Source organism: Ruminococcus sp. RTP21198st1_G1_RTP21198_201120 (assembly GCF_040924265.1).
GTDB lineage: Bacteria > Bacillota > Clostridia > Oscillospirales > Ruminococcaceae > Hominimerdicola > Hominimerdicola aceti.
The window spans coordinates 63,691-76,664 of sequence record NZ_JBCOMH010000013.1; the positions used below are offsets into that span (position 1 = coordinate 63,691).

The following is a 12,974-nucleotide window of genomic DNA, read 5'->3' on the forward strand; positions in this document are numbered from 1 at the left end:
GAGGATTTTATGTTAAGACAGACCAACCAACAACCAATTACCGCCCTTTACCCAAGACTTTCCCATGAGGACGAGCTGCAAGGCGAGAGCAATTCCATTTCCAATCAGAAGCGTATCCTTGAAACCTATGCGAAGCAGAACGGCTTTTCCAATCTGCGCTGGTACACGGACGACGGTTATTCTGGTGCGAACTTTCAAAGACCCGGTTTTCAAGCCATGCTTGCGGACATTGAAGCCGGAAAAGTCGGGACAGTTATCGTAAAGGATATGTCGAGGTTAGGGCGAAACTACCTGCAAGTGGGAATGTACACGGAAATGATTTTCCCACAGAAAGGCGTCCGCTTCATCGCTATCAATGACGGAGTGGACAGCGCACAGGGCGACAATGACTTTGCCCCGCTGCGGAATATCTTTAACGAATGGCTGGTGAGAGATACGAGCAAGAAAATACGGGCGGTAAAACGCTCAAAAGGCATGAGTGGCAAGCCCATCACAAGCAAGCCTGTGTATGGCTACCTCATGGACGAGGACGAAAATTTCATCATTGACGAGGAAGCTGCACCCGTAGTCAAGCAGATATACAACCTCTGTCTTGCCGGGAATGGTCCGACCAAGATAGCCCGTATGCTCACAGAGCAGCAAATCCCCACGCCGGGAACGCTTGAATACCGCAGGACGGGCAGCACCCGCCGCTACCACCCCGGCTATGAGTGCAAGTGGGCGACCAATACCGTAGTGCATATCCTTGAAAACCGGGAATACACAGGCTGTCTGGTAAATTTCAAGACAGAAAAACTTTCTTACAAAGTCAAGCACAGTGTAGAAAATCCCCCGGAAAAGCAAGTGATTTTCGAGAACCACCACGAGCCTATCATAGACACCCAAACATGGGAACGGGTGCAGGAGCTTCGCAAACAGCGCAAACGCCCAAACCGCTATGATGAAGTGGGCTTGTTCTCCGGCATACTGTTCTGTGCGGACTGCGGTAGTGTCATGTATCAGCAGCGATACCAGACGGACAAGCGCAAGCAGGACTGTTATATCTGCGGCAACTACAAGAAACGCACCCATGACTGTACGGCGCACTTTATCCGCACCGACCTCTTGACCGCTGGCGTACTCTCCAATCTGCGGAAAGTGACAAGCTATGCGGCAAAGCATGAAGCCCGGTTTATGAAGCTCTTGATTGAGCAGAACGAGGACGGGGGCAAGCGCAGGAACGCCGCCAAGAAAAAGGAGCTGGAAGCCACCGAGAAACGCATAGCCGAGTTATCCGCTATTTTCAAGCGGCTGTATGAGGACAGCGTGACCGGGCGCATATCAGACGAGCGTTTCACAGAGCTGTCGGCAGACTATGAAGCAGAACAACGGGAGCTGAAAGAAAGAGCCGCTGCTATCCAAGCGGAGCTTTCCAAAGCACAGGAAGCCACCGTGAACGCAGAAAAGTTTATGAATGTTGTTCGGCGGCATACCAGCTTTGAAGAACTTACCCCTACTCTGTTGCGGGAGTTTGTAGAGAAAATCGTTGTGCATGAGTGCAGCTATGACGAGAACAAGACCCGTAGGCAGGACATTGAGATTTATTATTCTTTTGTTGGCAAGGTGGACTTGCCCGAATAACCGCCCGACCTATCCGACATACCTCATGTGCCGGATAGGAACGGCAAAATTTTTTACACTTCTATTACTTCTTTATCACACATCAGTAAAGTCTCAGGGCATGAAGCAGCTTATGGCTGGTCTTGGTCTGATCCTGCTTGCTATCATTCTCGTTCCCGTACTTGAGGGTATGATGACGGGTGCAGTGTAATCTGACACACGGCTAATCAAGAAAAGAGACAAGCGTAAACCTCGGCTGAACGCTATATAAATAATGCCGTTCCAATAGAATTATGAAAGGTCGCTCAGCGGTGGGTTGTGGTGGGTATGAGCGATAAGACAGAATGGGAATAAACATCGGTTATCTGACAGCTAACCGAACAAGTGCAGGAGATGAGGTCTACACACCATTTTATGCGGTAGAACCGTTACTGGAGTTTCTTCCGAAAGATAAGAAGATATGGTGTCCGTTCGATGAGGAATGGAGTGCTTTCTATCAGTTTCTTTCGGAAAAAGGCTATGAAGTGGAGCGAAGCAGCTTGAAGGAGGGACAGGACTTTTTCAGGTATGAACCCGAATATTGGGACATTCTTGTGTCCAATCCCCCATTCAGCAAAAAGAATGAAGTCTTAAAAAGAGCTTTTTCTTTTCAGAAGCCCTTCGCTCTGCTCCTGCCCGTGAACAGTATTCAAGGCAAGGCGAGATATAAGATTTTCAACAACGAAATTCAGATGCTCTCCTTTGACGGGCGTGTGGACTACCATACACGGCAGAACATGGAATGTACCACTAAGGGCAATCACTTCGGCTCTGCTTATTTCTGCCGTGACCTTCTGCACTCCAAACTGGAGCTTCGGCAGCTTGTCAAATATGACAGACCTTTAGTCACTCCCACGATTGGAGGTGATGAATAATGGGAATTATCAGCGATGCGATCGATGCACTGGAAGATTGGTGTAAAGACCTGTTCAAAGACGGTATAACAAGCCAATTCGACGGCATTTCCGACCTCCTGTCCGATACGTTCTCGCAGACAACAGGAACGGGCGGCAGCGGCGGACTTGTCAATGACTTCGTAACTCAGCACCCGTCACAGTTTACTGGCGGCGGTACTGGCGGAACAACGATCTGGACAACGATCGAAACGCTTTGCAACAATGTCGTAGTGCCTATCGGCGGTTTCATTCTGACAGTTATCCTGCTGAATGAACTGATACAGATGGTACTGCGAGGAAATAACTTCAAAGACTTTGATGATTCTATTTTTATAAAATGGATCATAAAAGCACTTTGCGGTGTAATTTTGGTCGCCAACACCTATTACATCGCTTCGGCACTATTCTCGTTTGGCACAACGGTATGCTCCAACGGGCTTGCCACACTATTCGGCAGCGGAGATTATCTCTCCGAGACGCTCTCCATCAACAGGACGGCTCTCAGCGGTCTGAGCTTGGGCGAGCTGATGACGGTGTGGTTTATTTCCCTGATCGTTCATCTTGGGGTGCTGATACTGATAGTCGCTATCGTTATCACACTTGCAAGCCGTATCATCGAGGTGTTTATGTATCTCAGCATTGCACCGATCCCTATGGCTACAATGATGGACAGCGGTGAATGGGCTTCTATCGGTAAGAACTGGATCAAACAGCTTCTCGCTCTTTCTTTCCAGGGGTTCTTTATCGTAGTGGCACTCGGTATTTTCAAGACGCTTTTCTCCAATGCAATCGTTGCTCTGAATGCAAGTACAGACGGCGTTATCCTGCAAATGGGACTGCTTCTCGGCTATACCGCAGCACTTATCTTCACGATTCTCCGCACAGGAGCTATCTCAAAATCTGTGTTTAGCGCACATTGAGAACAAGATCGGAGGTTTTATGGCACATTATGTACCGATCCCAAAGGACTTGAACGACATCAAAGAGAAGTTCATCATGGGATTTACAAAAAGACAGGTAATATGCTTCGGTATCGGTCTTGTTCTTGGTGCGCCTGTGTACTTTCTCACAAGAGCGTCTATCGGAATGTCGGGAGCGATCTTCGCTATGGGTGCGGTCGCCGCACCTGCGATACTCTGCGGCATTTACAAGAAAAACGGGGTGTTCTTGGAGAAACAGGTGAAGTTCATGCGTGAATACTTCACAAGACCGAGAAAGCGATATTACCGAACAACAAACATTTTCGTTTCTATCGAAAGACAGATCGAATACAACAGAATCAAGAAGAAGCTGAGAGATGCCGAAAGAAAAGGCTGATACGGCTCTTATATATAATAGTATAACTTTCGGTGTCTCCGCTTTGAAATAAACGGAGGTCACAATGGGCTTTAGAAAGAGAAATGCCAAGTTAAGTGATAATAAGTCGAAGTCGGCTGTTATCATGGGCAAGCCTGCCTCACAGCTTACAAAAGAGGAGAAAAAGATACTCTCCGCACGAATGGCGGAGATCAGGAGTGAAAACGGCGGTAAGAATACTGTGCAGAACACGATACCGTTTCTTTGTATGTACAAGGACGGTGTGTGTCAGGTCAGCGAAAACTTCTTTTCCCTGACGGTGCAGTTTTACGATGCCAACTACTCCATTGCAGAGTTTGATGAGCAGAACAATATCTTTTCCAAGTATTGCGATGTGATCAATCTCTTTGACAATACGATCAAATTTCAGCTTACCTTTGAAAATCAGAACAGATCAAAGGCAAAGCTCGTCAAAACGGTGCAGATACCCGAACACGACGATGATTTCAACTCTATCCGCAAGGAATACAGCGAAATGCTTACCGACAAGCTCCTGAAAGGCAGCAACGGTCAGTCAGCTCGTAAGTTCCTGACATTCGGTATCGAATCCACATCATACAAGGCGGCAAGGGCAAAGCTCATGAGCATTAAGAACGATGTTATCAAGGGCTTCAAAGCCTTTGGTGTCGAAGCGGAACTGCTTGACGGCAGACAGCGGCTTGAAGCTCTGTATTATGCCCTGAACCCTTACAGAAATTCCCCATTCATTTTCGATTGGGGCGAAATGCTGAGGGCAGGAATGGACACAAAGGATTTCATCTGTCCGCCCTCGCTCAAATTCAATAAGAGCGATTTTGAGATCGGCAATGCCTACGGCGCTGTGTGGGGTATGAATATCCTCGCCGGAGAGCTGCCCGATGAAATTCTCAAGGACTTCCTTGAAATGCAGAATCTGTTCTGCGTGAACATTCATGTCGAACCGCTGGACCAGATAGATGCCCTGAAATTCGTCAAGAAGAAGCTCACCAATGTGGAGCAGATGAAGATCGACGAACAGAAAAAAGCATCACAGTCCGGCTACGATCCCGACATTCTGCCCCCTGCGATCAAGATGTATATCGAGGATATAGAAAAACTCCTCGGTGATCTGAACAGCAAAAATGAGCGATTGTTCCATATCAGCATTTCGCTGAGGGCATACGCAAAATCGAAGAAAGAGCTGAAACTGCTTTCTGAGATGCTTAAAAGAACTTGCCAGAAGAACAACTGCATGATGTTTCCTTATGACTATCGGCAGGAGCAGACGCTCCTTTCCACACTTCCGCTGTGCTATAACGAGATCCCCGTCCGCCGTGAGATGCACACCAGCGGCATCGCTATTTTCGTACCATTTACAACAAAGGAACTTTTCCAGGACGGACAGGCTACCTACTACGGTATCAATATGCTGTCGGGCAATATGATCCGTGCCAACAGATCAAGGCTCAAAAACCCGAACGGACTTATCCTCGGAACACCGGGCGCAGGCAAGAGCTTCAGCGTTAAGCGTGAGATCCTCGACTGCTTTTTGACGACTCCCGATGATATTATCATCTGCGATCCCGAAGGTGAGTATTATCCGCTTGTTTCAGCTTTGCAAGGACAGCTTATCCGCATTGCTTCAAACAGTGAACAGCATATCAATCCAATGGATATAACCATTGATGATTATCTTTTCAGCAATCCTATGGAAGTTATCGCCAATAAGTCCGATTTTCTGATTTCTCTTTGTGAGATCATTGTCGGCGGTCGTTACGGTCTGTCTGCGGAAGAACGCTCGGTCATTGACAAGTGCGTACAGCGTATTTACAAGGACTTTGTTCAGAATGAACCTACGGTCGAAAAGATGCCGCTGTTGTCTGATTTGCAGGAACAGCTTCATAACGAGGGTGAGGTCGCTCTGCGTGTGGCAAACTCCCTTGAAATGTTTGTCAACGGCTCTCAGAATTTGTTCAACCACAGGACAAATATTGATATGACAAACAGAATTATTTGCTTTGACATTAAGGAGCTGGGCAATCAACTAAAAAAGGTCGGTATGCTTATCGTGCAGGATACGGTATGGAACAGGGTTTCTGCGAACCGTGAAAAAAAGAAGATTACTCGCTATTATATTGATGAATTTCATCTCCTGCTGAAAGAGGAGCAGACGGCGAAATATTCTGCTGAAATATGGAAGCGTTTCCGTAAATGGGGCGGAGTGCCGACAGGTATCACCCAAAATGTCAAGGACTTGCTTTCTTCTCAGGAGGTCGAGAACATCTTTGATAACTCGGACTTCGTGTATATGCTGAATCAAGCCGCAGGCGACCGTGATATTTTAGCGGAAAAACTGCACATTTCCAAAGAGCAGATGAAGTATGTCACGAACAGCGGTCCGGGCGAAGGACTTATCCGCTATGATAAGGTGCTTCTGCCGTTTACGGATAAGTTCCCGACTGATACGCAGATGTACCGCTTAATGACAACCAAAGTTGGTGACGTATAAACTGCGCAGAATGGAGGATTTATGAGCTTACAGAGAAAAGAAAATAACCTCCGCAAAGCGCAGGCACGTTTCGATAAAGTCAGCAGACGGTCGAAGCTGTTTCAGATAGACTTCCGCCGTGAAGCAAACAGCCGAGGTCGATTTCATACCCGTGCATATATCGTCCGTGGCGAGAAGATGCACCACGGCGGCAGGGGTATCATTCACAAGGTCGCTAATGCAAAATACCGTATCACTGGCGATAAGCCCTCGGTCACACGGACAATAAAATCATGGCAGCCCAAGACCATGAAGGGCAAGCTGTTCAAGGCAAATGCCCGTGCTGTGAATTTCACAGTTCACGATGTTACGCAGACGGCAGTCGATACGGCACTCGCTGCGGAGACTGTCGCTATGAAAACATCGGAGACTGCCCAGCGTGAAGTTCGCAACAAGCTCAAACAGAAGTACACCCGTGAAGCGGTGGACGATTATCACCGTGGTGTATTTCTCATGGGCCGCACGGCGGTCGATGCTGTCAAGGGTATGCATCACCACCTGAAAACAAAGAAGCAGTACAAACTTGAAAGGGCGAAGTTTCAGCTAAAGAGAGCCGATAACAGGCTCTACAAGGCGAAAACAGGCAAGCCGAAAATGGCAGCAACTAAGACTGCCCTGAAACAAGCGAAAGCTGAATACAAGGCAAAGGTCAAGCCTGCCCACGGAAATAAGCTCCGAAAGGCTATGAACAAGCGCCGATTACAGGCGTATCAGCAGACAAAGCGTGAGCTGAAATTTGAGCGCAAACAGCTCAGGACTGAAAACAAGTTCCGCACCAAAGAACTGAGAAATCAGCGTAAGATCACAAAGCTCAGTAGTCCGGGACTGCTTGCATTTAAGCCTGCCACCTATACCGCAGGCAGAATGAAAGCGTCCGCTTGGCAAAAGGCGGTCAACGAAGATCAGGACAACGATTTTCTTCACGCTATCGACTCTGCAAAAAGGCGTGTGGTAGAGCCGACTGCACAAAAGGTCAGCAAGCCCCAGCGTTTGCAGAAAAAGGAAAAACAGCGTGACCGTCTGAATGACAAGAAATCGAAGTCCAATAACCGCCTGAGCCGTCAGGAAAGCAAGCTGAAAGACAAACATGACAGCTACAAGAAGCGGAAAAAGCCGAAGCCGAAAAAGAAGAAAAGGGCAAAGGACACGATCTCCGCAGCACTAAAAGCTGCTTGGAAATTCGTGAAGAATGTCTATGAGAGCGAGGTCAAGAAGTTCTTTCTTTGTCTGGCGATACCTGTCATTGTGATACTGCTTGCATTTGCAGTATTTACGATGATATTCTCTGCAACTTCCTCGCACAGCGGTTTCACCCTCGGCACTTATGCGGCTCAGGACTATGACCTCTCCGAAGCTGAGAAATACTACACGGAGCTTGCCTATAACCTCAATCAGAAGATACGCAAGGTCGGCAGTTCTGCTGACTGGCAAAACGGTCTTGCGGCTTTCGGCGCAAACACTGGCGACCTCACCGACACACCTGATGAATGGGTGTGGGGACGTTCCTCGGTCTATGACTATGATCCTGTGTATGACTTCGACACCTACAAGCTGTGGTCGTTCCTCTGTGCCTATTATTATGATTTCGATGCCGATAACGATGATATTTACTATTGGGAATTTGACGGCGATACAGAAGATCTGCTTGAAGAAATCTTCAATGAGGAATATGAGTTCGTCTATTGGTATGATAATCAGTCCCGTTGGGAGGAGCTTTCCCCATACAACTATTGGGGTGGCGGTAATGCTTCATCGGGAACATATTACAGAGCTGAGAAAGATGCCTACATCTATGACGGGCAGCCGTACAGATACCGTTTCAAGCCGATTGCGATAACCTCGGAATTATCGCAGTATGAGGACGATGACGGTTATCTTTGCATTACAGACGGCTATCGTGTGCTTGATGCACAGAACGATTACAGAGAAACAGGCTTCTTTATCATGGATCACCGCTGGTATTCCGGCACAAGCCACCCATTCTACTACATTGATAATGCGACAAATACATTCTTCTTTATGCAAGGCTCAGAGCGCCACGACCGCAGTTTTTGGGGTTGGGACGGCACAGATGCTTGGTTCTTGGTATCGCCTACTGATACTCATATCTGGAACAGCAGTCTGAACGATGTTTGTATGTACGGCTACTATGAGAAATACAAGTGGAAAACGGAGTGCAAGCTCTACTATAACGTAAAGCAGAACAAGACCTTTGATGAGGTCATTGCCGATAAGCTGAGTAGTATGTCCCACAGTGATGAACGCTTACAGTATTACGCCCTGTTGGTCGGCGCAGAGGATTCCGCAACGATGTACGGCAATCATCAGACGCTACACAATCTTCTGCCGGGTGCTACTATCCGTGATTACTCGTTGAAACGTGAGTTCGGTTATGAAATGACGGAGTGGAACACCGACAGCGACGGATTGTATCAGGGTATCAAGGTGTACTGCAATAACGGCGATACACTCAAAGCTCCGTTCAAGGGCAAGATCACCGATGTGAATACCGATGATAACAAGATCACGATACGCAAGGACGATGCGGAGTATTGGTATGACGGCAGCGGCGGTACGGAGCGTGACACGGAAGTTACCATTGCAAATGCTGTGCTGTTAAGCGGCTTCACCGAGGGCGATACGATCAATGACGGACAGGAGTTCGCAAAAACAACAGCAGGAAATGTGAATTTCCACATTTATATAGACACCGACGGCTACGGCTGGGACTATATTGATCCTCGGCTCGTGCTGTATTAACGGAGGTACATAATGGCTTTATATGATGCAAAAATAGAGAAATTCAGCAAAAAGGCAGAGCAGCTTGAAAGAAATATCAAGCGGGATACAGAGGAACGCAGACGGCTTCTCTCCGAAATCACAAGGCTGCGTTACCTCTCACTCTGCGAAAAGCTGAATTGTGATGGAGAGGAATTAGAAACCGTGCTTGCCAGAGAACATGAGCAGATTCAGAATATGAAGGCTCGTGGTCTGACCGATGATGAGATAGACGATCTCGGCAAAGGCGGCAAATATGAAGAACAAATGAGATTTTACTCTGAGGAGGACGATGATGAAAACAAGAATGATTAGTGCTGTGATGGCTGCTTTCATGCTTGCAGCAGCAAGTGTTGGCGGTATTACCGCTTCTGCCGAAGAAGGAACAGCAGAGACTACGGAAACAACCGCTTCTGAGCCTGCGGACGAAAGCTCCGATGATATGGAAAAGTTCCGTGAGGTCATGAGTGAGCTTGCCGAGGCAGAGACAAACGATGTTGCCCCCGACTATGACGGTGATCCCTACTATGATACAGACGGCAACGCTACTCTTATCAAGTCAGAACAAATCATTTACAACACAGAGGAAATGCAGTTCATCGCTGTGACCACAAAGGACGGTCACGTTTTCTATGTGCTTATAAATTACACGGCAGGCAATGGCGAGGACAACGTGTATTTCCTGAACAAAGTTGACGATTATGACCTGTATGCTCTGCTTTACGCAGGAGATGAGGACGATGATGAAAAGGACAAGATCACTCCCGAACAGGCAGCTCAGGAAGCGGAAAAGGCTAACGGCAGAGTGCAGTCCGGCGACAGTAACGATGTTGACTATGCCGAAGATACCGCAGAGGACGGCGAGGAATCATCTGAGTCAGCAGCTCAGGCAAAGTCTGTTCCTATGAACAAGAATAGTATGATTCTTGTTTTCGGTGTGGTTGCTCTGATCGGTGTCGGTGTCGCAGGCTTCTTCCTGATGAAGAAAAAGAAAGGCGGCAATAAGACAGCGGTTCAGTTTGAGCCTGAGTATGACGATGATACAGAGATCACCGAAGAATCTGAGGACGATATGAGGTTCTACGATAATCAGGACGATGAAGAATAAGAAAGAGAGGGCAAAAGAATGGAAAAGATGAAGAAGATCTGTTTATGTGCGGCAGCGGTGGCAGGGACCGCCGGAATTGCAGGCATTTCTGCTAAGGCAGTTGAGGGCGTGAGAAAGAAGTGGTTTCTCCGTGGCTTTGAAGCAGGACAGTTCATCGGCAATCTGACCGCTGCGGAGAACTTCGCTCAGGAAAAGACCGTAATCCAGCAGAAGTATGACAAGCTCTGCGAGGAGTTTGAGGAGCTTCAGGAGAACTACAACGATCTTTTGAGGACTACTACGAAGAATAATCAACTTTGAACCCAGTGGATTCAAAGTTCCCGACAACAAAACAAACAACATAAGACAATGAGAAAAGAGAGAGAATTTGTCTAATGAAGGTACTCAGCTTATTTGACGGTATCTCCTGCGGTATGCTGGCTCTGCAAAGGGCTGGCATTCCCGTGGAATGCTATGATGCGTTTGAGATCGACAAGTATGCCGTCACGGTCTCAAAGCGTAATTTCCCCGTAATCGTTCATCACGGGAATGTATATGACGGTGATTTCACGCAGTTCAAAGGATATGACCTTTTGCTCGGCGGTTCGCCCTGCACCTATTGGTCTATCGCCAAAAAGGACAGAGAGGTAGACTGCAACGGTGAGGGATTCAGGCTCTTTAAGGAGTATGTGAGAGCCTTAGAGGAATCGGGCTGTAAGTATTTCCTCTACGAAAACAACTATTCCGTACATCAGAACATCAAGGACGAGATCACAAGGGTTCTCGGTGTAGAACCTATCATGATAAACTCTGCACTTGTATCGGCACAAAATAGAAAGCGCTGTTACTGGACGAATATACCTTTTACTTCTTTCCCGGAAGATAAGGGCATTTTACTGAAAGATGTACTTGAAAGCGGTGTTGCGTGGCAGGACAAGTCCTACTGTATGACCGCTTCTTATGACGGTGCTGTGCTGTATAACACCCTTGAACGTAAGCAGCGGACTATGGTCGCAGAACCTATACCGAACAATACATATCAGGGTACGGACAAGTCCCGTACCGTCATGGCAGGCTATCATAAGTACGGTGAAGCAACGATCATCAAAAATTCAGGCTTCAACGGCAGTACTACTTCGGTTGCTATGCCTATGGGAGCCGCCCAGCGTGGACGATATGTTGACGGCGAAAAGACAGAACAGCATATCGAAGTGCGTGAGGACGGCAAGTCCAACTGCCTGACCACTGTTCAGAAAGATTCGCTTGTATGCTCTCCCGTTCGTATCGGACAGTATGGCAAGGGCGGACAGGGACAACGTATTTACTCCGTTGTCGGCAAGTCTGTTACGCTCTCAGCCAATGGCGGCGGTCAGGGTGCAAAAACAGGTCTGTATAAGATTGATCTCCCTGACGGTGACTACGTTATCCGCAAGCTCACCCCCATTGAAGCGGAGCGTTTGCAGACTCTTCCCGACAACTATACCGCAGGCATTTCCAATACCCAGCGGTACAAGTGTATTGGCAACGGGTGGACGGTCGATGTGATCACACACATCTTGGGAGGGCTTCACGATGCTTGATGAAGCCCTGACCAAGTGCGCCGATAACAATAACTACACCATTTACACAAGTATGTGCAAGGCACAACGCATACTGATGCGGTCTTATTATCCTGTGTGCAGTATAAGCGGCGGTTCTGACAGCGATATTGTCCTTGACCTGATTCATAAGGTCGATGAGGACGGCAAGGTCAAGTATTTCTGGATAGATACGGGGCTTGAATACTCCGCTACAAAGGAGCATTTAGACTATCTTGAACAGAAATACGGCATTACCATTGAGCGTGTCAAACCCGATAAGCCTATCCCTACCTGTGTGAAGCAGTATGGTGTTCCTTTTCTGTCGAAATATGTTTCCGAACAGATGATGCGTTTGCAGGCTCACGGATTTCAGTGGGAGGACGAACCGCTTGAAGTGCTGTTGCAAAGATACCCTCGGTGTAAGACGGCTCTGCAATGGTGGTGCGGAGAGCGATACTCTGACGAGGACGGTGTTCAGAAAATCAGCAGATTTTCAATTTACCGCAACCGTTTCCTAAAAGAGTTTATCATGCAGAATCCGCCGGATTTCCCCATATCCAACAAGTGCTGTGAATATGCGAAAAAGAAGCCTGCAAAGCGTATCGTCAAGGAACATGATGCAGACTTGGATATAACAGGTATCCGACAGGCTGAGGGCGGTATCCGTTCGGCAGCTTTCAAGACTTGTTTTTCTGAGTGCAAGTCTAAGGGGTGCAACACCTTCCGTCCGGTATTTTGGTACACGGACGGCGATAAAAAAGACTATGAGCAGATGTTCGATGTTCAGCACTCCCGATGCTATACGGAATACGGGTTACGGCGAACCGGCTGTGTAGGCTGTCCATTCAGCAAACATATCAATGAGGAGCTTGCAATCATCGAGGAACATGAGCCGAATCTTTACAAGGCAGCGGTAAATATCTTTGGCAAGTCCTATGAATATACAGCGAAATACCGTGCTTTCGTCAAGGAAATGAAAGCCAAAGAGAAAGAGGAGAAGAAACGTGATAGACTATATGGCTCTGACGGAGTATATCCCTGTGTTACTGGTGGTGACAGCGGTGCTTGCACTTCTGATCGGAGTGCCGTACCTGCTGACTACAACGCTCCTGAAATCGGAAAAGGAGCGTGAT

12 protein-coding genes are annotated in these 12,974 nt (G+C 47.7%); all 12 read left to right on the top strand.

Annotation, left to right across the window (positions count from 1 at the left end; genetic code table 11):
• Positions 1-9: 9 nt before the first annotated feature.
• The 12 genes from AB5627_RS09710 (at position 10) to AB5627_RS09765 (ending at position 12,973) form a co-directional block, all read left to right on the top strand.
• Complete coding sequence (locus AB5627_RS09710) at positions 10-1,620, top strand: recombinase family protein (RefSeq protein WP_014078536.1); 1,611 nt, start codon at positions 10-12, stop codon at positions 1,618-1,620.
• A gap of 100 nt (positions 1,621-1,720) precedes the next feature.
• Positions 1,721-1,810 (top strand): hypothetical protein, encoded by a 90-nt coding sequence (locus AB5627_RS09715; protein WP_080550596.1) that lies wholly within the window; start codon positions 1,721-1,723, stop codon positions 1,808-1,810.
• 133 nt (positions 1,811-1,943) lie between these two features.
• Complete coding sequence (locus AB5627_RS09720; RefSeq protein ID WP_287214483.1) at positions 1,944-2,513, top strand: tRNA (adenine-N(6)-)-methyltransferase; 570 nt, start codon at positions 1,944-1,946, stop codon at positions 2,511-2,513.
• Positions 2,513-3,454 carry a VirB6/TrbL-like conjugal transfer protein, CD1112 family gene (locus tag AB5627_RS09725; RefSeq protein WP_287214481.1) on the top strand — a complete coding sequence of 314 codons (942 nt, stop codon included), beginning with the start codon at positions 2,513-2,515 and terminating at the stop codon, positions 3,452-3,454. The genes AB5627_RS09720 and AB5627_RS09725 overlap by 1 nt, the downstream gene beginning before the upstream one ends.
• Before the next feature lie 19 nt (positions 3,455-3,473).
• On the top strand, positions 3,474-3,851 hold the full coding sequence (locus tag AB5627_RS09730; protein ID WP_009988125.1) for a PrgI family protein: 378 nt from the start codon (positions 3,474-3,476) through the stop codon (positions 3,849-3,851).
• 64 nt (positions 3,852-3,915) lie between these two features.
• Entirely contained in the window at positions 3,916-6,357 is a 2,442-nt protein-coding gene (locus AB5627_RS09735; RefSeq protein ID WP_195221662.1) for a VirB4-like conjugal transfer ATPase, CD1110 family, read from the top strand.
• 21 nt (positions 6,358-6,378) lie between these two features.
• Entirely contained in the window at positions 6,379-9,156 is a 2,778-nt protein-coding gene (locus tag AB5627_RS09740) for a hypothetical protein (RefSeq protein ID WP_287214477.1), read from the top strand.
• Positions 9,157-9,168: 12 nt separating this feature from the next.
• Entirely contained in the window at positions 9,169-9,489 is a 321-nt protein-coding gene (locus tag AB5627_RS09745; protein WP_046436710.1) for a hypothetical protein, read from the top strand.
• Positions 9,470-10,282, top strand: a complete 813-nt coding sequence (locus AB5627_RS09750) for a CD1107 family mobile element protein (RefSeq protein WP_117856245.1) — start codon at positions 9,470-9,472, stop codon at positions 10,280-10,282. Before AB5627_RS09745 ends, AB5627_RS09750 begins: the two co-directional genes overlap by 20 nt.
• An 18-nt stretch (positions 10,283-10,300) precedes the next feature.
• Entirely contained in the window at positions 10,301-10,582 is a 282-nt protein-coding gene (locus AB5627_RS09755) for a hypothetical protein (protein ID WP_242988897.1), read from the top strand.
• A 74-nt stretch (positions 10,583-10,656) separates the two neighbouring features.
• The gene (dcm, locus tag AB5627_RS09760; protein ID WP_117856246.1) at positions 10,657-11,841 is read left to right on the top strand and encodes a DNA (cytosine-5-)-methyltransferase; all 1,185 of its coding nucleotides are present in this window, start codon (positions 10,657-10,659) and stop codon (positions 11,839-11,841) included.
• Positions 11,834-12,973, top strand: coding sequence for a phosphoadenosine phosphosulfate reductase family protein (locus AB5627_RS09765; RefSeq protein ID WP_368369822.1), 1,140 nt, complete (start codon positions 11,834-11,836; stop codon positions 12,971-12,973). Before dcm ends, AB5627_RS09765 begins: the two co-directional genes overlap by 8 nt.
• Position 12,974 lies beyond the last annotated feature (1 nt).